Annotated in this window: 14 protein-coding genes and 11 tRNA genes; 22 read left to right on the forward strand and 3 right to left on the reverse strand. The window is 54.0% G+C overall.

Annotated elements, in window-relative coordinates:
- The first annotated feature begins 34 nt into the window (after positions 1 to 34).
- The 19 genes from AC50YL_RS24005 to glmS all read left to right on the forward strand — a co-directional run bounded on the left by AC50YL_RS24005 (position 35) and on the right by glmS (position 13,936).
- Positions 35 to 110 (forward strand) — tRNA-Asn (locus AC50YL_RS24005).
- Positions 111 to 115: 5 nt separating this feature from the next.
- Positions 116 to 191: transfer RNA gene (locus AC50YL_RS24010), tRNA-Thr, on the forward strand.
- Between the two features lie 16 nt (positions 192 to 207).
- A tRNA-Glu gene (locus AC50YL_RS24015) sits at positions 208 to 282 on the forward strand.
- A 13-nt stretch (positions 283 to 295) separates the two neighbouring features.
- Positions 296 to 371, forward strand: a tRNA-Val gene (locus tag AC50YL_RS24020).
- A 9-nt stretch (positions 372 to 380) separates the two neighbouring features.
- Positions 381 to 456: transfer RNA gene (locus tag AC50YL_RS24025), tRNA-Gln, on the forward strand.
- 6 nt (positions 457 to 462) lie between these two features.
- Positions 463 to 538 (forward strand) — tRNA-Lys (locus AC50YL_RS24030).
- A gap of 32 nt (positions 539 to 570) precedes the next feature.
- Positions 571 to 650: transfer RNA gene (locus tag AC50YL_RS24035), tRNA-Leu, on the forward strand.
- Positions 651 to 1,033: 383 nt separating this feature from the next.
- Entirely contained in the window at positions 1,034 to 1,870 is an 837-nt protein-coding gene (locus tag AC50YL_RS24040; RefSeq protein ID WP_494835311.1) for an ABC transporter ATP-binding protein, read from the forward strand.
- A gap of 157 nt (positions 1,871 to 2,027) precedes the next feature.
- Positions 2,028 to 2,102: transfer RNA gene (locus AC50YL_RS24045), tRNA-Gly, on the forward strand.
- A 3-nt stretch (positions 2,103 to 2,105) separates the two neighbouring features.
- A tRNA-Arg gene (locus tag AC50YL_RS24050) sits at positions 2,106 to 2,182 on the forward strand.
- 27 nt (positions 2,183 to 2,209) lie between these two features.
- Positions 2,210 to 2,286, forward strand: a tRNA-Pro gene (locus tag AC50YL_RS24055).
- 6 nt (positions 2,287 to 2,292) lie between these two features.
- Positions 2,293 to 2,366 (forward strand) — tRNA-Gly (locus AC50YL_RS24060).
- Positions 2,367 to 2,714: 348 nt separating this feature from the next.
- On the forward strand, positions 2,715 to 5,504 hold the full coding sequence (gene ppc, locus AC50YL_RS24065) for a phosphoenolpyruvate carboxylase (protein ID WP_494835312.1): 2,790 nt from the start codon (positions 2,715 to 2,717) through the stop codon (positions 5,502 to 5,504).
- Between the two features lie 603 nt (positions 5,505 to 6,107).
- Positions 6,108 to 6,674 carry an RNA polymerase sigma factor SigW gene (gene sigW, locus AC50YL_RS24070; protein ID WP_494835313.1) on the forward strand — a complete coding sequence of 189 codons (567 nt, stop codon included), beginning with the start codon at positions 6,108 to 6,110 and terminating at the stop codon, positions 6,672 to 6,674.
- A 128-nt stretch (positions 6,675 to 6,802) separates the two neighbouring features.
- Positions 6,803 to 7,432, forward strand: coding sequence for a zf-HC2 domain-containing protein (locus AC50YL_RS24075; protein WP_494835314.1), 630 nt, complete (start codon positions 6,803 to 6,805; stop codon positions 7,430 to 7,432).
- A gap of 138 nt (positions 7,433 to 7,570) precedes the next feature.
- Positions 7,571 to 8,410 carry a diadenylate cyclase CdaA gene (cdaA, locus tag AC50YL_RS24080; RefSeq protein WP_494835315.1) on the forward strand — a complete coding sequence of 280 codons (840 nt, stop codon included), beginning with the start codon at positions 7,571 to 7,573 and terminating at the stop codon, positions 8,408 to 8,410.
- Entirely contained in the window at positions 8,403 to 9,887 is a 1,485-nt protein-coding gene (locus tag AC50YL_RS24085) for a CdaR family protein (protein ID WP_494835316.1), read from the forward strand. The genes cdaA and AC50YL_RS24085 overlap by 8 nt, the downstream gene beginning before the upstream one ends.
- Positions 9,888 to 9,908: 21 nt before the next feature.
- Positions 9,909 to 11,255, forward strand: a complete 1,347-nt coding sequence (glmM, locus tag AC50YL_RS24090) for a phosphoglucosamine mutase (RefSeq protein WP_494835317.1) — start codon at positions 9,909 to 9,911, stop codon at positions 11,253 to 11,255.
- A gap of 848 nt (positions 11,256 to 12,103) precedes the next feature.
- Positions 12,104 to 13,936: a glutamine--fructose-6-phosphate transaminase (isomerizing) gene (gene glmS / locus AC50YL_RS24095; protein ID WP_494835318.1), complete on the forward strand. Its 1,833-nt coding sequence runs from the start codon at positions 12,104 to 12,106 to the stop codon at positions 13,934 to 13,936.
- A gap of 306 nt (positions 13,937 to 14,242) precedes the next feature.
- Here the strand turns inward: glmS and AC50YL_RS24100 are convergent, their stop codons facing one another.
- The gene (locus AC50YL_RS24100) at positions 14,243 to 15,814 is read right to left on the reverse strand and encodes an amidase (RefSeq protein WP_494835319.1); all 1,572 of its coding nucleotides are present in this window, start codon (positions 15,812 to 15,814) and stop codon (positions 14,243 to 14,245) included.
- A gap of 430 nt (positions 15,815 to 16,244) precedes the next feature.
- Between AC50YL_RS24100 and AC50YL_RS24105 the strand changes: the two genes are divergently transcribed.
- The 3 genes from AC50YL_RS24105 to map all read left to right on the forward strand — a co-directional run bounded on the left by AC50YL_RS24105 (position 16,245) and on the right by map (position 19,420).
- Positions 16,245 to 17,111: an aldo/keto reductase gene (locus AC50YL_RS24105; RefSeq protein WP_494835320.1), complete on the forward strand. Its 867-nt coding sequence runs from the start codon at positions 16,245 to 16,247 to the stop codon at positions 17,109 to 17,111.
- Positions 17,112 to 17,372: 261 nt separating this feature from the next.
- Complete coding sequence (locus tag AC50YL_RS24110) at positions 17,373 to 18,578, forward strand: MFS transporter (RefSeq protein WP_494835322.1); 1,206 nt, start codon at positions 17,373 to 17,375, stop codon at positions 18,576 to 18,578.
- Positions 18,579 to 18,673: 95 nt separating this feature from the next.
- Complete coding sequence (gene map, locus AC50YL_RS24115) at positions 18,674 to 19,420, forward strand: type I methionyl aminopeptidase (RefSeq protein WP_494835324.1); 747 nt, start codon at positions 18,674 to 18,676, stop codon at positions 19,418 to 19,420.
- Positions 19,421 to 19,543: 123 nt separating this feature from the next.
- On the opposite strand, the gene AC50YL_RS24120 is transcribed toward map, so the two are convergent.
- Both AC50YL_RS24120 and AC50YL_RS24125 read right to left on the reverse strand, forming a co-directional pair.
- Entirely contained in the window at positions 19,544 to 20,350 is an 807-nt protein-coding gene (locus tag AC50YL_RS24120) for a tyrosine-protein phosphatase (protein WP_494835325.1), read from the reverse strand.
- Between the two features lie 106 nt (positions 20,351 to 20,456).
- Positions 20,457 to 22,055, reverse strand: a complete 1,599-nt coding sequence (locus tag AC50YL_RS24125; protein WP_494835327.1) for an ABC transporter substrate-binding protein — start codon at positions 22,053 to 22,055, stop codon at positions 20,457 to 20,459.
- Positions 22,056 to 22,114: the final 59 nt, after the last annotated feature.

Genomic DNA, 22,114 nt, shown 5'->3' on the forward strand with positions numbered 1-22,114 from the left:
TTTCAGGGTGGAAGTTGCCCGAATTACATACCGTTCCCTGATAGCTCAGTTGGTAGAGCACTCGACTGTTAATCGAGTTGTCACAGGTTCGAGTCCTGTTCGGGGAGCCATATACGCTCTCATAGCTCAGTAGGTAGAGTGCATCCATGGTAAGGATGAGGTCACCGGTTCGATCCCGGTTGAGAGCTCCAGTTATTTTTTGTACAAGGCCCGTTGGTCAAGTGGTTAAGACACCTCCCTTTCACGGAGGTAACAGGGGTTCGAGTCCCCTACGGGTCACCATCTCTCTCATCTCGGAGGCTTAGCTCAGCTGGGAGAGCATCTGCCTTACAAGCAGAGGGTCGGGGGTTCGATCCCCTCAGCCTCCACCATCTTTATAGTGGGGATTAGCCAAGCGGTAAGGCAACGGACTTTGACTCCGTCATTCCCTAGGTTCGAATCCTAGATCCCCAGCCATTTTATGAGCCATTAGCTCAGTTGGTAGAGCACCTGACTTTTAATCAGGGTGTCGTAGGTTCGAGTCCTACATGGCTCACCATTTTCTAATTCGAAAATGGAATTACATAATATGCGCGTATGGCGGAATTGGCAGACGCACCAGACTTAGGATCTGGCGGGCGACCGTGGGGGTTCAAGTCCCTCTACGCGCATCAGATAAAAGACCCTTGTTATCGAAGGGTCTTTTTGTGTATAACTTTGTGGATAAACGCGTAGCGGAAGCTCTAAAGCCTTGTGCGTGCTGCATTTTATTACCCACAGGGACTTGTTGAACAGCATTGGAATAAAGGGAATTCCAAGATGGATGTTTAAAACATTCGATTTACCGACTTGCTGATTGAAGAATATCTGTGGGTTATGGTTATGCCCTGTGCATTTCACATGGTGAATGCTTGTGCGCGTGAATGAATATATTTCTGCATGTTAAGGTTTGAATTGCTTGACGCATACAGTGAGAATGGTTATCATTATACATGGAACAATTATGAGAACGGTTATCAATAAATGCTGCAAACAGATGCAAGGGGTGGATGGCATGAATGCAATGCATACGAAGAACCTGAATATTGGGTACGAAGAGCGATTGATCGTGGAGGATTTGAATATAACGATTCCCAAAGGGAAAATAACGGCTTTGGTTGGAGCGAACGGCTCCGGCAAATCCACGATTTTGAAAACGATGGCAAGGCTGATGTCGCCCTCTGCCGGCATGGTCATGCTGGACGGAAAATCGATTCATAAGCAATCGACCAAAGAAGTCGCGAAACAGTTGGCGATTCTGCCGCAGAATCCTACGGCTCCGGATGGATTGACGGTAGCGGAACTGGTCTCGTATGGACGCTTCCCGTATCAGCGCGGTTTTGGTTCGTTGAATAAAGAGGACCGCTCCATTATTAACTGGGCCGTCGAGCGCACGGGATTGATTGAATTCAAAGATCGTCCTATCGACCGCCTCTCAGGGGGCCAGCGCCAGCGTGCTTGGATCGCAATGGCGCTTGCGCAGCAAACCGACCTTCTTTTCCTTGACGAGCCTACGACGTATCTGGACATGGCGCATCAGCTCGAGGTGCTCGAATTGCTTCATCAACTGAACGCAACGGCAGGCAGAACGATCATTATGGTCGTCCACGATCTGAACCACGCTTCCCGTTATGCGCAGCATATGGTGGCTATCAAGAAAGGGGAGGTCGTTAGCGTGGGCACGCCGGAGGCCGTCATGACGAAGGAAGTGCTTCGAGAAGTATTCGGCATCGAGACGGATATCATTCCGGATCCGCGGACCGGAGTACCGCTTTGCTTCCCGTTCGCATTGGCTGGCGACAAGCCGGAGGTGTATGAAGAGCGCGTTTTGGAACCGGTAAAAGTAAGCTAAACGGACTTGCGGGAATGGTTTTGAAAAAGGGATCTACATAAGCAGAATGCTTCACGAAAAAAAGTTTATATTTTTGCTTAAAAAGGGTTGCATTCTGCTTGTGCCCATGTTATATTATTACTTGTCGCGCTTGAGAAAAAGCGAGTGACAGTGAAATGCGGAAGTGGCTCAGCGGTAGAGCATCGCCTTGCCAAGGCGAGGGTCGCGGGTTCGATTCCCGTCTTCCGCTCCATATGCGCCCTTAGCTCAGCTGGATAGAGCGTTTGACTACGAATCAAAAGGCCGGGAGTTCGAATCTCTCAGGGCGCGCCATTTCTTAATTGCAGATTATACATACTTCGGGACGTAGCTCAGCTTGGTAGAGCACCTGGTTTGGGACCAGGGGGTCGCATGTTCAAATCGTGTCGTCCCGACCATCATCTGCGGGTGTAGTTCAATGGTAGAACTTTAGCCTTCCAAGCTAATAGCGTGGGTTCGATTCCCATCACCCGCTCCATATGACGAATTCAAGCCTTGGGTTTCCAAGGCTTTTTTATTTTACCTAATAAAGACATGCTTTCCTGTCGATTATGAAAAAGCTTCAACCGCTTATTGATTTGTAGTATGATGATTAGAGTTAAAAACCGTTGTAACTGGTTAATTTGGCTTATGGCGAGGATTGCTGCAGGCAAAAACCAAGAATAGGCCGTCCATATATGCATTCTAGGCAGCGTCTTGCGTTGAAAGCCGAAGATTATGCTTTTGCAGTGGTTTTGCATTGCTGACCTTCGGCGAAGCTTAGGATGTGGTTTCGCACTGCAAACCTTAAGGAGGATTAGGAATGTCGGAACAGGCTGGTACAACAATGACTACAAACAGACCGCAAGCGAACAACTTGCTGCGCCGTGATGTTCGTTTCCTGGGAAACATTTTAGGGGATGTGCTTGTCCATCAAGGCGGCCATGAGCTGCTGGAGACGGTTGAGAAAATTCGTGAAATGAGCAAAACGCTGCGCGCGGAGTTTTTGCCGGAGCTGGACGAGGAGTTCAAGCATGTTATCGATGCGCTGACTCCCGCAACCCGTCATCAGGTAATTCGCGCGTTTGCGATTTATTTTCAACTCGTGAATATTGCCGAACAGAATCACCGCATTCGCCGTAAACGCGATTACGAGCGCTCGACAGGCGAACAAGTCCAGCCGGGATCTATCGAAAGCGCGATTCAAGTGCTGAAGGACCGGGGAATCGCCGTTGACAATGTGAAGGAAATCATCGCGGATATCTCCTTGGAACTTGTGATGACCGCGCATCCGACAGAGGCTACGCGCCGTGCCGTTCTTGACATTCATCAACGTATCGCCGCCGAAATGATGGAGCTGGACGATCCGACGCTTACGTATCGCGAACGCGAGAAATTACGCGAGAAGCTGCTGAACGAAGTGTTGACTTTGTGGCAGACCGATGAGCTTCGCGACCGCAAGCCGACCGTCATCGACGAAGTGCGTAACGGCATGTACTATTTCGACGAGACGTTGTTCGAGGTTCTCCCGAACGTGTATGAAGAGCTGGAGCGCTGCTTGGACAAGTATTATCCGTCCGACGAGCACTGGCATGTTCCGACTTACCTCCGTTTTGGCTCCTGGATCGGCGGCGACCGCGACGGCAACCCTTCGGTAACGGCGAAGGTGACTTGGGAAACGTTGAAGCTGCAGCGCGGGCTCGCTTTGGAGAAGTATGAAGAACTTCTGAAAGCAGTCATGGATCAGCTGAGCTTCAGCACGAACATCATCGAGATTTCGGATGAGCTGGCCGAATCCATCAAGAAGGATAAAGAGCAGGTCGTCGCGCTTCGCTGCATCGAGCTGTGGCGCAACGAGAAAGAACCTTACCGAATCAAACTCGGCTATATGCTCGAGAAGCTGGCCAACGCGCTGGATGAGTCCTTGAAAGGATCGCCGAAGCGTTACAACAGCGCGGACGAGCTGAAAGAGGATTTACTTATCATCGACCGCAGTCTCAGGCATCACTTCGCGGACTATGTGGCCGATACGCACATTCGCAAGCTGATTCGGCAAGTCGAGCTGTTCGGTTTCCATCTGGCCGCGCTCGACGTTCGTCAGCATAGCAAGGAACATGAGAACGCGATGACGGAAATTCTGGCCAACATGAACATCGTGGCGGATTACGCGTCCTTGTCCGAAGACGAGAAGATCGACTTGCTGCATACGTTATTGAACGATCCGCGTCCGCTTACATCGCCGCATTTTTCCTATTCCGAGGGCACGCGCGAGTGTTTGGACGTCTACCATACGATTTACCGCGCGCAGGCTGAATTCGGCTTGAATTGTATTTCCAGCTATCTGATCAGTATGACGCAAGGCGCTAGCGATATGCTCGAAGTCATGGTGTTCGCCAAAGAGGTCGGGTTGTTCCGCAAGGAATCGAACGGCAACATTACGTGCACGCTGCAAGCCGTGCCACTATTCGAAACGATCGACGACCTGCATGAAGCGCCAGGCATCATGGAAAAGCTGTTTGCCCTGCCGGTCTATCGCCAGTCTGTTGAAGCACGCGGCAACTTGCACGAGATCATGCTCGGCTATTCGGACTCTAACAAGGACGGCGGCGTGGTGACGGCAAACTGGGAGCTGCGCGTGGCGCTGAACGCGATTACGAGCGCGGCGAAGAAGTTCGACGTCAAGTTGAAGTTCTTCCATGGCCGCGGAGGCGCGCTTGGACGGGGCGGCATGCCGCTGAACCGAAGCATTTTGGCGCAACCGCCGCATACGGTCGGCGGGGGTATCAAAATCACGGAGCAAGGCGAAGTATTGTCTTCCCGTTACTCCTTGAAGGGCATCGCGTACCGCAGCTTGGAGCAGGCGACTTGGGCGCTTGTGACGGCTTCGCGTTTGGCGAAATATCCGGAGCAGGAAGAGACGGCAACGGCCGAGTGGGAAGACATTTCGCGCGGCATCTCGGAGACGGCATTGACGAAGTATCAGGATCTGATTTTCCGCGATCCGGACTTCATGACCTTCTTCAAGGAATCGACGCCGCTGCCTGAGGTCGGCGAGCTGAATATCGGTTCGCGCCCGGCAAAACGCAAAGGAAGCGATCGGTTTGAGGATTTGCGCGCAATTCCATGGGTATTCGCATGGACGCAAAGCCGTTACCTGCTGCCGGCTTGGTATGCCGCCGGGACGGCGCTGCAGGGCTACATTCAGGACGACGCGAAACGGATGGATACGCTCCGCGTAATGTACGAGAAATTCCCGTTCTTCACGTCGTTAATCGATAACCTGCAAATGGCATTGGCCAAAGCCGATCTTCAAATCGCGAAGGAATACGCGGGCATGATTGCGGATCAAGCGATTCGCGACCGCATCTTTACGCAAATCGAAGAGGAGTACGTGCGGACATCTTCGACGATCCTGCAAATTACGGGGCAAGCGGAGATTTTGGATAACGTACCGGTTATCCAAGAATCGATCCGTTTGCGTAACCCGTACGTGGATCCGCTCAGCTACATGCAAGTGCAACTGCTGAAAGAACTCCGCGACAGCCGCGCGAAAGGCGACGACGACGATCTGGAGCTGTTGCGCGAAGTATTGCTCACGATCAACGGAATCGCGGCGGGTCTTAGAAACACGGGTTGATCAGAACAATTGTTTTGCGTGGCCGTTAGGCAACGCAGCATCTGTTTACTAAGATCAATTGGTTTGTGCGGGCGCTAGGCCGCGCAGCATTTGTTCGAAAAGGGCGATTGGTATGCGTTCACCTTCAGAGAAGGGGAATGCAGCATTCGACCAAGTTGAATGATTTGAATTCACATGTTCATAACGGCAGAAGCCGATCCTTGGGATGAATACATTCTAAAGGATCGGCTTTTTATGTTGGTCAAGTACAGTTATCCACAGCTTATTCAGTAATTGTGGGGGGAATGTGGATGAAGCTGTGGATAGAGGGCGTAGATGTTGCGGATTGGAGCTGCAGCAGTCTTATAAGATTAGAAACATTAAATAATTGGGATGAAATCGCGCATGCGTTCGAAAGCAAGAATAGGGATACGAACGCGCATTTAGAAAGTAGATTAGATTCACCGCAGCAATGAGCGGAGGCAACAACGCTTGAAAGGGCATATTTGAAAATTTCATCTTGTCTATTCCATTTCTGTTTCCCTTTCATTGCCTATGCACGCTTGTAACGGTATAATCAAAAAGTCGCGTAATAAGATACCCGGCGGGTTTGGAGGCGTAGCATTGATATCAGTTGAGGCGAGATTAGCGAGATTGGCTCTGCAAGGCGATCAGCGAGCTTTTGCCGAGATCGTGGAGCTCTATCAGGACAAGCTTTACCATATGGCGTACCGGATGCTGTACAACCGCCAGGAAGCGGAAGACGTCGTACAGGACGTTTTCCTGCGTGTATATAAGAATTTGGAGCGTTACGACGCGACGATGAAATTTTCCACTTGGATCTACCGGATCGCGACGAATTTGTGCATCGATAAGCTGCGCAAACGCAAACCGGTGTATTCGCTGGACGCGGAATCGGGCGAGCACGAAGGGCTGGACGGCTACGCGATGATTCCAAGCGACGACCGGACGCCGGAGAGCGAACTGCTGCTGTCGGATACGCAGCGAATCATCCATCAGGCGATCGAGACGTTGCCGGCCAAATACAAGTCGGTCATGGTGCTGCGCTACCTGGAGGAGCTTTCGCTGCAGGAGATCGGGGACGTGCTGGACATGCCGGTGACGACCGTCAAGACGAGGGTGCATCGCGGCCGGGAGTTTCTTCGGAAGAAGCTGGAGCATAAGCTGTAGGAAGCGGTCCGTCAAACGCCGACCCAATTATTGGGCAGGTGCGGATCTTATAAAAAAGTGAAACATTCGCGTGAATCATACGTATCGAATACTACTGCGAAATTACAACGAAGAAAGGACTGGCTGCTATGAATTGCAACGTCGCCATCATGCTCATGCATGATTATTTGGACGACGAGCTGCCCCATGACGATATTGCAGGGCTTAAGGCTCATCTTGACTCCTGCCCGGAATGCCGCACCCGAATGGAACAGCTGGAACAGACGGAAGCGCTCACGCACAGGATGATGGACACGCATTTCGTCATTTCGGCCGAACAATCCTCGCAGCTGACGCAGCGGATCATGGATGCTCTGCCGGTGAAGCGCCGCAGAACCGGATCCGGATTCGCCCGGTGGGTGCGGAGTCACCCCGCCGTGTCGGTGGCCGCCGTGTTCGTGCTCGTGATGTTCTCCAGTTTCTTGGCGATGTGGCAGCAAGATAGTCAATTGGCAGTTCGTGGACCTGATTTGGCGGAAGTCGTCATTGAAGGCGATACCGTTACCGTGCCCGCTGGCGCGCATATAAACGGCGATCTGACGGTCGAGAACGGCAAGGCGAACGTACTCGGCGAGGTGGACGGGGACGTTACGGTGATCTCGGGATCGTTGTATGAAGCCTCCACTGCGCATATCTCCGGAGAAGTAAAGCAGATTGACCAGGCGCTGGACTGGTTTTGGTACAAAGTGACGACCTCCATCAGCAGTTTGGCCTATTGATTTTACTGCCTCCCTCATGCGGGAGGTTTTTTTGTGAAAGAAAAAAGGATTTGCAACCCCGTTTATAGAAAATAATAAGGTTATAATTCCGATAAAAGGAGTAATGTGTGCGCACATTAGGTCTTTGGGGGTTGACGGATGAACTACTTTACCGACATGACATGGACGATCGCGATCAAAGATCTCATCGACATTTCCATCGTTAGCTATATTATTTACAAATTGATCCTGCTGGTGCGCGGCACGAAGGCCGTGCAGCTATTCAAGGGCATCATCGTGCTCGTGGCGACCTGGGCACTCAGCACATGGTTCGATCTGTATACGCTCAAATGGCTGATGAACCAAATGTTCACGCTCGGCGTATTCGCGGTGCTCGTTATTTTCCAACCGGAGCTTCGGCGGGCGCTCGAACAGCTTGGGCGAGGGAAACTGTTCAGCCGCACGTCCGTCGTGGATCACGACATCAGCGACCGAATCAACGCGATCATCAAATCGTTGAATTATATGGCCAAACGCAAAATCGGCGCGCTGATCGTATTCGAGCGGACGACGGGGCTGCAGGATTACACGGAATCCGGCATTCGGATGGAATCCATCGTCAGCTCGGAGCTGCTGATCAATATTTTCATCCCGAACACCCCGCTCCATGACGGCGCCGTCATAATCGGGGGCAGCCACATCAAAGCCGCGGGTTGTTATTTGCCCTTGTCCGAGAATCCGTTCATCAGCAAGGAGTTGGGAACGCGTCATCGCGCGGCCATCGGCATTACGGAGGTGAGCGATGCCGTATCGGTCATCGTCTCCGAAGAGACGGGCCAGATCTCGCTGGCGGTCGGGGGCATGATCGTTCGCGACATTAAAGAAGAGTCGCTGATCTCGAAGCTGTACGAGGAGCTGAACCCGAAGCCCAAGACGCGCGAGCGCCAAGGCATGAAAATTCCTTTCTGGAAGCGGAAAGGGGGCGATGAACGTGGATAAATGGCTCAACCATCCCACGGCGCTTAAAATCATCTCCCTGGTGATCGGGATCCTTATGTGGGCGGTGGTTCATTTCGATTCCGAGAAAACGCCGAGCACGGTCGCGACGCTCACCGAAACGCGCGACATCGACGGCGTGCAGATCAAACCGATCGGCATGGACGACAAAAACTACGCGTTGCGGCTGTTGGATCCCGAGGAAGTGCATCTGACCGTCCGCGGTTCGCGGTCTGATTTGCTGATCGCTTCGCATAACAATGATTATCAGGTTACGGTCGATTTGAGCAAGGCGGCGGAAGGGCGCATGGTGCTGCCGGTCAAGGTCAGCCTGCCGCGCGGCTTGGAGCTCATCGAAGCGCGGCCTAGCAGCGTGACGGTCGTGCTGGAACGGCTGCTGACGAAGGAGTTCGAGGTCCAAATCCATGCTGAAGGCACGCCCGGCAAAGGCTACAAGATCGGACAGCCGCTCGTGAAGCCGAACGGCCGCGTGCACGTGACGCTGCCGGAGGACGAGATGAATCAGGTCGCGTTCGTCGGGGGAACGGTGTCCGTCGACGGCGAGGAAGAAACCGTGGGCGACAAGAAAATGAAGCTCGTGGCGCTCGATAAGGACGGCAACGAGCTGACGGATGCAGTAATCAGTCCAAGCGTCGTCGAGGTGGAAATCCCGATCACGAAGCCGTTCAAGAAGCTGCCCCTGCAGGTCGGGTTCACGGGCAGCCTGCCGGACGGATTGGCGATATCGGAGTTCAAGCAGAGCGTCGACGCGATTACGGTTTACGGGCCGCAGGACGCGCTCGACAAGGTTGAATTTTACGATGGATTAACGATAGACTTGTCGCAATTGAAACAATCGGGTACGATGAAGCTCGATATCAAACCCGGCCAGGATATCGCGACGGTAGACCCGGCGACGGTCACGTTCGACTATACGATCGTGCCGGCGCAGACGAAGCTGCTGCCGAAGCTGCCCGTTACCTTGATCGGCTTGTCCGACGGGTTGAAGGCGCAAATCACGCTGCCGGAGGATGCGCATGTCGATGCTTCTATCAGCGGAGCGGCGAATATGCTTGCGCAGGTCGGCGCGAAGGACGTGCAGCTGGTAGCCGATCTGAGCGGTCTCGGGCCGGGAACGCATGTCGTGCCCGTCGAGATGCACTTGCCGCGCTTCATCGACCAGACGCCGGGTTCGCCGCTCAGCATCACGGTTACGATCTCGGACGGCACGACGCCTGCCGGCGGCACGGATCCGGAGGGTGCAGGGACGCCGGATGGCAGTTTGCCGACTGACGGACAGCCGTCAGCGGATCCGAGTGCCGGCGGGGATTCGGATCCGACGTCCGATGGCGGCAATACGTCGAGTGGCAGCAATAGTGTCGACGCTCCGGTCGATTCGCAGCAACCGGGAACGGACGCCGGCACGAATCAAGATCAAGAGACACAGCCGGACAATAATCCGGCGAACGGAAATCCATAGTCAAAAGGGGAACTTACAAACATGGGGAAATATTTTGGAACGGACGGTGTTCGCGGTGTCGCAAACCGCGAGCTCACGCCTGAGCTCGCTTACAAGATCGGCCGCTGCGGCGGATATGTGCTGGCTGGCCAAGCCGAGAAACCGAAAGTCGTCATCGGTCTCGACACCCGGATTTCCGGGCCGATGCTGGAGGCATCGCTGATCGCGGGTTTGCTCTCGATCGGCGCGAGCGTGGTGCGGATCGGCGTCGTGTCGACGCCTGCGGTCGCGTATCTGACGCGCGTATTGGGCGCCGATGCGGGTGTCATGATCTCGGCTTCGCATAATCCGGTCGAAGATAACGGCATTAAATTTTTCGGCGGCGACGGTTTCAAGCTGTCCGACGAGACCGAGAACGAAATCGAACGTCTGATGGATGCGGAAGTAGATGAATTGCCGCGGCCGGAGGGCGGCGATATCGGCACCGTGACGGTGGACGAATCGGCGAAACGGGTATTCATGGACTTCTTGAAGACGACGGTCACGCAATCATTTGCTGGACTGAAGATCGTGCTCGACTGCGCGAACGGCTCCGCGCACAGCATTGCGCCGACGGTATTCCGCGAGCTTGGCGCGGAAGTGATCACGGTCGGTGCCGAGCCGAACGGCCTCAACATCAACGATGGCGTCGGCTCGACCCATCCGGAGCACCTGCGCGAGGAAGTATTGAAGCATGGCGCGGACCTGGGCCTCTCCTTCGACGGCGATGCGGACCGTCTGATCGCGATCGACGAGCACGGCGAAGAAGTCGACGGCGATTATATCCTCTGCATCTGCGGCGACGCCATGAAGCGTGCAGGGAAGCTTAAAAACGATACGGTCGTGACCACGGTCATGAGCAACATCGGTTTTTTCAAAGCGGCGCAGAAGATCGGCTTGCAGACGGCGCAGACCGCCGTCGGCGATCGTTACGTCATGGAAGAGATGCGCCGCGGCGGCTTCAATCTGGGCGGCGAGCAGTCGGGCCATGTCATCTTCTTGGATTACAATACGACGGGCGACGGCATTCTGACCGCGCTGCAATTGACGGATACGCTGATCGCGTCCGGCAAAAAGCTGAGCGAGCAGAAAAAGCTGATGCGCAAATACCCGCAGGTGCTCGTTAACGTGCGCGTAGCGGATAAAACCGCCTATAAGACCAACCCGGCGATCGCGGCGGCCATTGCCGACGTGGAACAAGAGCTGGGCGACAACGGCCGCGTGCTCGTGCGTCCTTCCGGCACGGAATCGTTGATTCGCGTCATGGCCGAAGGTCCCGAGAAAGATCAGGTCGAAGCTTATGTGGCGCGGATCGTGGATACGGTTCGCACGGAGCTCGGCGCGGAATAATCATACGTTCATTCAGGCAACCCTAGAGACGTGAAGCGCGTCCGGGGTTGCTTTTTAATCATGAGTATTCGCGAAAGCCTTCATGGCGGTCATGGACGTTACTTTACATCATTGTAAACGGTTACCAAAAGATTGGGTTGCACCTTGTCGGCAAAATGCATATAGTAGAGAGTGATATTCAGGAAGGAAAGCGAGGATAGCGGTTATAAGCACGACCAAGCGCCAGAGCTTGCGCTTAATCTTACGGCTGCTGCAGCGGTTCAATTCGGAACGGACCCTGCGGATCATTCAACGGCTGTTCGATCGGCAAGCTGACGAGGTGGAGGTGTTCGAAATTTTCGGCGGGGACCTCCCGGTACTGCATTCAACCGTAAGCCGATTCTCAAATAGACCGGGCAACTGGTCTGACAAAAGATCGGCAGGATGCTCGATAGCTAGGGAAGCGCGCAGGCGGCAACGGAGGCCGTAGGTGCGTGGTTTTAGGGAAAGATGGCGCATACCAGCTATGAAGCGTGGTTTGTCCGATTTCCGTTCGATGATTGAGCCGGGGGCTTGATGTCGTGCGGATGCTGTCGACTCGGAAGATTGAGGAATGGCATAAAATTTGTCGTCGCCATTGCGCTGAGCGTAGATGAGCACGACTTGATTCGTTGTACCTCCGAAGAGAGGTTCGTTTGAATGCAGCTAGCGAAATTGACGCGTAATGCTGCGCTTTATTTCTTATTGTCTAGATATCCTTTGCGGGGACGATGCCGGCGAATAGAGCGGCTTTGTGCCGCCATGCTTTGACAGGTATTCAAAGGCATCCGGATCGAGCGGGGAACTATCGATAACGGAGGTCTATTCATATGTGTGGAATTGTAGGATATATCGGTAAACGGGATTCGCAGGATATTTTGATCGAGGGCTTGAAGAAGCTGGAGTACCGCGGATACGACTCTGCCGGTATTGCCGTGTTTACGAAGAATGGATTGGAAGTGCGCAAATCGATCGGACGACTGGCTAATTTGGAGCAAAAGCTCGACGGGCAGCCGCTGGAAGGCTCGGTCGGCATCGGCCATACGCGCTGGGCGACACACGGCAAACCGTCGGACGTGAACTCCCATCCGCATACGGACAACTCGCTGAAGTTCTCCGTCGTGCACAACGGCATCATCGAGAACTATCTGGATCTGAAGGATGAGCTGATCGCCAAAGGCTGCAAGTTCGTATCGGAGACGGACACGGAGGTCATCTCCCACCTTGTCGCGGACGAATACGAAGGCGATATCGTGAAAGCCGTGCAGCGGGCGGTAAAACGGATGCGCGGCGCGTTTGCGCTCGGCGTATTGACGGAATTCGAACCGGATCGCCTCGTAGCGGTGCGTTATGCAAGTCCGCTCGTCATTGGCGTGGGGAAAGGCGAGAACTTCATCGGTTCCGACATCCCGGCCATTCTCGAGCATACGCGTGACGTATACATCCTGAACGACGGCGAAATGGCGATTTTGACGAAGAACAGCGTCGAATTGATGACGATCGAGGGCGAATTTATTTCCAAGGAAATATTCCATGTCGACTGGGACTTGGAAACGGCGGAAAAAGCCGGATACGATCATTTCATGCTGAAGGAAATATACGAGCAGCCGAAAGCATACCGCAACACGATGATGGGTCGGATCTCGGATGACGGCGATTCGGTCGTTCTGAAGGAAATCGGCATGACGACCGAGCAAATCCGCGCCATTCGGAAAGTGCATATCGTTGCTTGCGGAACGGCATACCACGCCGGACTCGTCGGTAAAACGATCATCGAAGATCTGGCCCGCATTCCGGTAGAAACGGATGTCGCATCGGAGTATCGTTATCGTTCGCCGATCATTACGCCGGATACGCTCGTCATCGTCGTCAGCCAATCCGGCGAAACAGCGGATACGCTGGCTGCGCTGCGCGAAGCCAAGCGCAACGGCGCCCGCGTGCTGGCGATCACGAATGTCGTCGGCAGCTCCGTTGCCCGGGAAGCGGACGATGTTATCATCACGCAGGCCGGTCCGGAAATCGCCGTGGCCTCGACTAAGGCATATACGTCGCAGTTGATCGCGTTTTATCTATTCGGTCTGTATCTTGCCCAAACCATCGGCACGCGCGATACCGCGTCCGTGACGGAGGTGCTTGCGGCGATGAACGAATTGCCCGAGCAAGTGGAACGCATCTTGGAGAGCGCGCAAGTACTGAAGCAAATCGCGGAGTCCTTGGCGAAGCACAATAACCTGTTCTTCATCGGTCGCGGCGTCGACTTCGCTGTCGCGCAGGAAGGCTCGCTCAAGCTGAAAGAGATCTCGTATATCCACTCCGAAGCGTATCCGGCAGGCGAGCTGAAGCATGGCACGCTGGCGCTGATCGAGGATGGCATTCCGGTCATCTCGGTCATCACGCAGGAAGATCTGTACGAGAAGACGTTGAGCAATATCAAAGAAGTGAAGGCCCGCGGCGCGCATGTGCTCGCCCTCGTCAACGCCGGTAAAGAAGAAGAAGTCGGCAAATCCGTCGACGAGCTCTTCTCGATTCCGAAGACGCTGCCGCTGCTGGCACCGGCATTGTCGGTTGTACCGCTGCAGTTGATCGCGTATTATGCGTCTCTGGCGCGTGGCAATGACGTGGATAAGCCGCGGAATTTGGCGAAGAGCGTGACGGTGGAGTAAGGGAATCGTTAGGGTAACCGGAGAATATTCATTTCTGGTTGCCCTTTTTTAAAGGACAATGGTGGAGACAACCGATAAAAACTTAAAAAATAAGAAAAGCGAAAGAAATGAGCCAAGTTGGATTTTCTTCTGGATTAGGAATTTCCCGGCGGCATGTTTGGCTCTGTAGCATAAAGACATCCGGTCGATGCATTGCCTTATGATTGGAAGACAAGTAGAGCGCGACCTTTGGGTCAGCGCTCATTTGTTTGTAATAAGGAAGTAACAGCGCTCGATGAATCATGAGTAGTGCGTGTACGAATTTTTTCAGCCGGCGGCTTTTAGGAGAGTCGGCATTTTTCGGTAATGCGTTGCCTGCTCGTAATCATACGCCATGCCGAGAATATCGGCTTCACTCCACATTTTGCCGATGATGGCCAGCTCGAATGGGGAACCGCTCGCATAATAACCGGCTGGTACGGTGACAAGGGGGACGCCCGCAATGTTGATTTCGGAGACGGTCGTCGCCCCGATATTTTCGGTCTTGTTTGCCAGTTTCGGCGTTTCCTTGAACATTTGCGGGAAGATAAGCGCATCGAGATCATTACGATCCATGACGGCATTAATGATTCGCAAGTACTCTTTGCGCACCTTCGTAAAATTGGTCAAATCCGGGAACGCGGAGGGATTCTTCAAAGCATCCGGATAGCGGGACAGCACGTCGGGGGTTTGGCCGGTCTTGGCGATCAATTCATTGACCGAATGGATGGCCGCCGAAGGTCCGAGACGCTTCAGATATTGATCCATGTCGTATACGACGGATTCGATGCCTACAGAGCCGGCAGCTTTGACGAAGGCTGCAAAGCCGCTGCCGGCAAACGGGTCAGCCACAACCGTTGCGCCTTGCGCCTCCAACTCCTTCACGGCCCGTTCGTACAAGGCTTGCGTTTCTTTGGTCAGCGGCTGATTGCGCCATCCCGGACCGTACAAGCCGATGCGCTTGCCCTTCAACTCGAAGTCGTTCATCTTCGAGGTATACCCATCAACGGGCGTATTGCCGATGGAGGCTACCGTCTTCGGGTCTTCCGGCGTATACCCTGCAATGGTATCTAACATGAGCGCGGCATCGTGAACGGTGCGTCCATGTGCGCCTACAACGTCGCGCGTGCTGCCGCCGAGCGGAACGACGCCAACGTTCGGAACAAGGCCGAAGGTCGGTTTGATCCCAATTAGCGCTTGTGCGGCGGCCGGGTTCTGAATAGATCCGCCGGTTTCCTCCGCAATACCCAATACGGCGAAATTGCCGGATACGGAGGTAGCGGTACCGCTGCTGCTGGCACCAGGGACGAGGCTGCGATCCACTGCGTTATAGGTATCTCCCGCCCAACTCGTACTGGCCCTTGTGCCGTCCGAACTGAAAGCCGGAATATTCGTTCTGCCGATAATAATGGCACCGGCTGCTTTAAGACGCGCTACCACGGGGGCATCCTTCTCGGGAACGAGCTTGATGCCGCCCGAGCTCGGATCCAACGGTTTCCAACCCATCGTCGACGGGAAACCAGCCATGTCTACCGCTTCCTTAATGACGATCGGAATACCCGCAAGCGGACCTAGCTTCTCGCCGGCCGCCAGGCGCCGGTCATAGTCCCGTGCCTGTGCGAGCGCGTCGGGGTTCATTACGGTAAAGGCATTATAATTGGATTCATACGTATTAATTCGATCGAGATAGTCCTGAACAACTTGTTCGGCCGTATACTTTTTCGCCGCGTAGCCGGCCTGAAGTTCATCTACCGTAACCTCGGCAAATTGAAAGTCTTTGGCGGCGCTGGCCGGTACCATCGTAATGCCGGTCGTTAACAGAACGCCAAGGAGCATGATCGTGCTTATCCTTTTTAACATGGTTAATCTCTCACCCTCCGCTCTTAATATAAAAAGCCGCAAATGATTTTGAATCCCCCAACCAGGCTAAAGCAACCCTCGCTTCCCGATTCTATCGAAACTTGTATTCGCTGAAACATGCCGGTTACGAACAAGCTTCGTGAAACATACGGTAGCATAAAACCGGAAATATGTTAACATACCTAACATAAATTACTTCAAAATACCCAATCCGCTGCATAAAATGAAAAATATGTCATGTAATATAACATAAACTCGTTACATAATACCGGTGGGCTGTTAACGGCACTTGAAGCGTATCGCTTACATCAAGGTAACTATGTGAACTTATTTTCAGTACTACAGGAGAAAAGGTTGAACTGCTATACTTGAAAACAGACGATTTGATCGTTGCTTTTAGAAGCTTCTTACTCTCTCAGGAGGTTGTACGATGACAATGCCACAACGTAAGCTAGGTTCGACAGGGATAACCGTCGGGGAGATCGGGATGGGCGGAATGCCGTTGTCCGTGAACGGACGGCCCTCCGAGGAAGACGGCATCAGAACGGTACATGCTGCATTGGAGCAGGGCATTACGCTGTTTGATACAGCCGATTCGTACTGCTTGAATTCGACCGAGATGGGTCATAACGAACGACTGCTGGCCAAAGCCCTTCATGATCGTCCCGAAGCGATCATCGCGACAAAGGGCGGACACATTCGTCCGGAAGGACGCTGGGAAACCGACGGACGTCCCGAGTATTTACGTCAAGCGTGCGAGGACAGCTTGCGCGCGCTCGGTGTCGAAGCGATCACGCTCTATCAATTCCACCGTCCGGATCCGAAGGTTCCGTTTGCCGAATCCGTCGGAGCGGTCGCGGACTTGCATCGGGAAGGGAAAATCGTTCACGTCGGGCTGTCGAACGTGTCCGTCGCGCAACTGGAAGAAGCCCGCGGAATCTTGACGGTCGCGAGCGTTCAGAACCGTATGAACTTATTCGACCAATCGTCCATGGACGTGCTGAAGCGCTGCGAGGAGTACGGCATCGCTTTCCTGCCGTACAGTCCGCTGAACGGGATGGGCAACGCAGGCGGCATCGGCAGCAACGAGACGCTTTCGCGGATCGCCGGCCGCCATGGCGCGTCGCCGCAACAGATCGCGATTGCTTGGCTGCTTCAATTATCGCCGGCCGTGCTGCCGATTCCCGGCGCCAGCAAAGCAGCGAACATCGTCAACTGCGCCGGCGCAGCCCACTTGACGCTGTCCGCGGAAGATGTGGCCGAACTGAACGGCATCGCCGCCCAAATTACGGCTTGATCGTAATTCGCATTAGTGCATCATCGCACTTCAATTAACAGGGCTGATGTTGCGAATCCGCCGGTACAAAGGACAACGCGAGCATCCCATCCAAGCAGACACAAGAACCGTCATGTTCTACATGGAGGTTCGCGTGACACTTGGAAGGGATCTTTTTATGTCAAAAGGGCAGATCGGACAACGCATGCAGCGAAACGAGGCGCATCCAAATGTTTAATCCATCGCGTATCGTAGTATCAAAATGCCGAAAGGTCGTGGACGATGCGAATTGAAAATCAACCGGCCAATTACAGGGTACCGCTTTTTTGTGCGGTTACGCTGCTTTTCTGGTTCTCGATGTATACCTGTGTTCCCATTCTAACCGCGTATGTCGAAAGTATGGGCGCCTCGAATAAGATGGCGGGGCTGATCGTAGGCATGTATGGGCTTAGCCAGATGCTATTGCGTATTCCGGTGGGCATCCTGAGCGATCGGATTCATAAGCGCAAACTGTTTATCGTGATCGGGTTATTGTTCTCCATCCTGTCCGGTGCAGGCATTCTGCTGACGCATGATCTAAACTGGATCCTTTTTCTCAGAGTCGCGGCGGGCATCGCGGCTGCGACATGGGTCGACTTTACGATTCTTTTTGCCAGCTACTACGCCAATCACGAAACGACCCGTGCCATGGGAACGATCGCGGTCTATAATTCATTGGGACAGATGCTGGGCATATTGTGCGGGGGATGGTTCGCGGATCAATATGGCTGGGAGTCGGCTTTTCTCATTGGAGCCGCAGTCGGATTGGTCGGGATGGCGGGTTCATTCTTCATCGTGGAGAAGTTCGATGACCAGGCGGCTCCGATAACCGTGCAAGGGATACAAGAGGTGGCAAGCGACCGTACGCTGCTGACCGTTTCGTTTCTCTCGATTTTATTTCAAGTGCTGACGTTTGCGACCGTTTTCGGTTTTACGCCCGTGTTTGCCCAGTCGCTCGGGGCCACCAAGTTGGATATGGGGCTGCTTACATTCTGTTCGACTTTGCCTACCGCCCTTGCTTCTTGGATAGGCGGCAGGCATTTGGCCCGTAAGCTTGGAGAGCGGAGGGTGATCATGCTGGGATTCATTCTGAGCGGCTTGTTTACGGTCTGTATTCCGTTTACCAGTTCGCTATGGTTTCTTATCGTGACCCAATCGCTGGCCGGTTTTGGTCGAGGCTTTACGTCTCCGGTTCTGATGTCGCTCAGCATCAAGCATATGGCGCCCGAGAAACGCGCGACGGCTATGGGGTTCTACCAAGCGATCTATGGATTGGGGATGTTCGCGGGTCCTTTATTCATGGGGGCTGCGGGGGATTGGCTGACCTTGCGGGAGGGATTCGTGATCGTGGGCGTGCTGGGGTGCGTGACTGCCGTATTGGGACAAGTGATGTTAAGAAAAGTAATCGGTATTGGAACATCATCGCGTGCGGCTTCAAGTCAATCCTAGCTCCTAGCTTGACCGGGCGAGCATGATGGGCAGGATAACGGTTTGCTTCCCCCATATGGTAAAATGGAGGTATCTATCGAACGGAGGGGCATAACGTGACAATAGGATCGCAAGACGATATCGACGGGCTGAAGGAAGTCGGCAGAATCGTGGCATTGACGATCGGCGAAATGAAACGTCGCGCCCGTGCGGGAATGACCACACGGGAGCTGGACGAGATTGGGGGGCGGCTGTTGGAGGCGCATGGAGCCGTGCCTGCGCCCAAAGCGACCTATAACTTCCCGGGCTATACTTGTATTAGCGTCAACCATGACGTTGCGCATGGGATTCCGGGCAATCGAAAAATCGGGCCGGGCGATCTGATCAACATCGATGTTTCGGCCGAACTCGGAGGCTACTACGCGGATGCCGGGCACTCGTTTACCATGCCGCTTTGCGATCCGTCTTTAACTCGGCTCTGCGACTATACGCATGCTACGATGATGAAGGTAATCGCTTCGTTGAAGCATGGCGTGAAATTGAACGAAATCGGCAGGATGATTCAAGGCGAGGCGGAAAAAGGCGGCTATAACGTGATTAAGAATCTGTGCAGCCACGGCGTGGGCAAATCCCTGCACGAGAGCCCCACGGAGATTCTTCCCTATTATAACAAGCATGACAAACGCGTATTGAAAAAGGGCATGGTCATTACGATCGAGCCTTTCTTGTCCACGGGCGCCGGCTACGCCGTCGAGCAGCGGGATGGGTGGACGCTAAGCGTGCCGGACAACAGCTTCGTGGCCCAACACGAGCATACGATTATCATCACGGAGGATCGGCCCATCATCGTGACGGTGGCATAGACGATTCGATAACGCCCCGCTTGTCGGCATGCTCGTTCACGGATGGGATAGCGAAATAAACGGCAGCGGTCCAGGACTGATTTTTCGTCCTGGACCGCTGCCGTTTGTATATTAGGGATCGTATTATTCCAAGCACATCGCCTGCAGCGCTTTCCGTTCTTCCTCCAGCAAGCCGAATTCTCCGGCCAGATAAGCGTCCACACTGCCGTACGTCATCTTGATTGCCCCGAAAACCGCTTCCAGGAATTCCTCTTTTACGCCGAGCATCTGCTCGATATTGCGCAATTCCGCTTCGTCTACATGCGGGCCAAGCCGTTGCAGCTGCGTTTCGTTATAAGCTTTCATCGTCTGATTGGTCAACAGGTAGTCTTCCATGATCGTCGCTTCCGGAACGCCGAGCGCGAGCAGGATCAATGCGGCCCCGACGCCGGTGCGGTCCTTGCCTGCCGTGCAATGATGAAGGAGCCCCAAATTGTCCGGACATTGGATGAGGCTCATCAGCCTTTTGTAGGCCGGATTATTGATCGGAAGCTTCGCATACATCTCCAGCAAGTAGGCGTTGGCCCGAAATTGTTTGAAGAAGCCGCTCTTGACCAAATCTTCGATAAAATGCGCGCTTCGCTCCTGGCTCTGCGTGGCACCCGGCAGGTTCATGCGGGAAATTTGCTCCTCGGGAATGGCCGATATACGTATATTTTGGATGCCGGCTACTGCCGGGTCCGGCTTATGGCGCGCTTCCCCGCCGTCGCGGAAGTCGAATATCGTTCTGATCTTGAGGGCTTGAAAAGCGGTCAGATCCTGCTCCGACAGAGCGGTTATTTCATCGGAGCGAAAGAACAGACCGGGTTTGACGGTTCTTCCGTCAGTCGTGCGATAGCCGCCCATATCGCGAAAGTTGTGCGTGCCTTGAAAAGGAAGAATTCGATTCATACGTGTACCTCGCCGGTTGAATTTGAAAAAAAGAATGCCGGGGAGGCGGTTGAAATCCGGGCAGCAGCCCTCAACCGATCCCCGGCCGGACACATCTTGATGCACCTTACTGCTGCGTTTTCGCCCACTCGTCCAGCTGCTTTTGTTTCTCGGCTACGATTTTGTCGCTTCCCGCAGCCTTCAGCTTGTCGATGAATTTCGGCAGGACTTCCTTCGGATCGAGCGTTCCCGTCTCCAGCCCGATCGCAAACTCGTTCACCACGTTGCTGGCCGCGGCGATTTCCGTCTTCACGTTGCTTACGTCGAATATAAAGCCCAGCGCCTTGGACGGCGTCGCGTTCTTGTTGAACGCGTCGATCTTCTTCCAGATGTCCGGGTCTTCTTGCGGCCAGTTGTAGGAGAGGAATTGATTGCCGAACAGATAGGATAAGTTGAAATTATAACCAACGTTCGTAATATCGACGCCCTCCGGAAAATCGATGACATTGTCCGACTTCTTCACGTAATCCTTGCCTTCGATTCCCCAGGCGAGCAGATTGAACAGCTCTTTGTCCGAGTACAGCAGGTTCATCAGCATCATGGCCCTGTCCGGATCATCGGAGCTTTTCGGAATCGCCCACATGGAGTTGTTGATCGTATCGGAGGTCGCAAAATCGGCGGTCAGTCTGGCGCTGACCATCTCTTGGCCGACAACGCGGGAGGATTCCGCATCGCTGCCGGGCTTCAAATTCCCCAAGATCGCAAACGCCTTGCCTGCTTTCAGCAGCTCGGTGCCGCTTTGTTTGCTCGTGGCGGCGTCCTTCGGCAAGTAACCCGCTTGATACCACTTATGCATCAAATCCAACTCAGCCGCGTATTGCGGCGTCTCGTACCAGTCGGCCACTTTCAAGCCGTTATCGAAATCCGGCAGCACGCCGATGCTTCCGCCCAAGGGGTCGAAAGGAAGATAACCCGTGTAGAACGGAGAAGTGCCCGGATTTTTGGCGACCAGCGGCGTGACGTCCGGTTCGCTCGCTTTGATGGTCTGGAAGACGGCGGTCAAATCGTCAAGCGTCTTGATCTTCGTTACATCGACATGGTATTTGTCGACCAGGTCTTTGCGCATCACAACGCCGTAGTACTGGGCCATGTCCTTGATTGTCGGAACGCCGTAGAGCTGGCCCTTTACTTTGCCGGCCGATAGCTGGGCTGGCGTTACGACGGACTGGATGTCGGAGCCGTATTTCGTTAACAGATCGTCAAGCGGCGTGTATACCCCGCTGGCCGCGACCGAGGGGAAGTTGGTCAACGTGGAAGCGATGATCAGATCCATCTTCTCGCCGCTGGTCAACATCAGGTTCGATTGCTGCGCCCACTGGCTCCTGGCGATCGGCATCACCTTGATCGTCGCATTGATTTTCTCTTTCAAAATCTTGTTCATGGCTTCCTCGACTTCAGGCAAGTCCTTCTGATCATCGCCCCAAAAAGCGATCTTCAGCTCGTACGGCTTCAAGTCCGATGCGCTTGGCGTCGACGATGACGACCCGCTATCGGTTTGGGCATTGCCCGCATTGCTGGCATTAGTGCCTGCGTTCGAGGCGTTGCCCGCATTAGCGCCGGCGTTATTGGCATTGCCCGCGTTATTCGCGCCGCAGCCTGCCAGCAGCATACCCGATGCCAGCAGAACGGTAAGTCCCGCCTGCACGTTCTTTCGTTTCTTCAACATGAAATGATGCCCTCCTGAGAGAATGATATATATGCCAACCAGTTCGAAACCGGAGAAGG

This window comes from Paenibacillus sp. J22P277, from assembly GCF_059383675.1.

Coding starts and splice junctions, on each gene's coding strand:
- AC50YL_RS24110 (WP_494835322.1), top strand. CDS start 17,373: ATGCGAATTGAAAATCAACCGGCCAATTACAGGGTACCGCTTTTTTGT.
- AC50YL_RS24105 (WP_494835320.1), top strand. CDS start 16,245: ATGACAATGCCACAACGTAAGCTAGGTTCGACAGGGATAACCGTCGGG.
- cdaA (WP_494835315.1), top strand. CDS start 7,571: ATGAACTACTTTACCGACATGACATGGACGATCGCGATCAAAGATCTC.
- AC50YL_RS24100 (WP_494835319.1), bottom strand. CDS start 15,814: ATGTTAAAAAGGATAAGCACGATCATGCTCCTTGGCGTTCTGTTAACG.
- ppc (WP_494835312.1), top strand. CDS start 2,715: ATGACTACAAACAGACCGCAAGCGAACAACTTGCTGCGCCGTGATGTT.
- glmM (WP_494835317.1), top strand. CDS start 9,909: ATGGGGAAATATTTTGGAACGGACGGTGTTCGCGGTGTCGCAAACCGC.
- AC50YL_RS24125 (WP_494835327.1), bottom strand. CDS start 22,055: ATGTTGAAGAAACGAAAGAACGTGCAGGCGGGACTTACCGTTCTGCTG.
- AC50YL_RS24040 (WP_494835311.1), top strand. CDS start 1,034: ATGAATGCAATGCATACGAAGAACCTGAATATTGGGTACGAAGAGCGA.
- AC50YL_RS24120 (WP_494835325.1), bottom strand. CDS start 20,350: ATGAATCGAATTCTTCCTTTTCAAGGCACGCACAACTTTCGCGATATG.
- glmS (WP_494835318.1), top strand. CDS start 12,104: ATGTGTGGAATTGTAGGATATATCGGTAAACGGGATTCGCAGGATATT.
- AC50YL_RS24075 (WP_494835314.1), top strand. CDS start 6,803: ATGAATTGCAACGTCGCCATCATGCTCATGCATGATTATTTGGACGAC.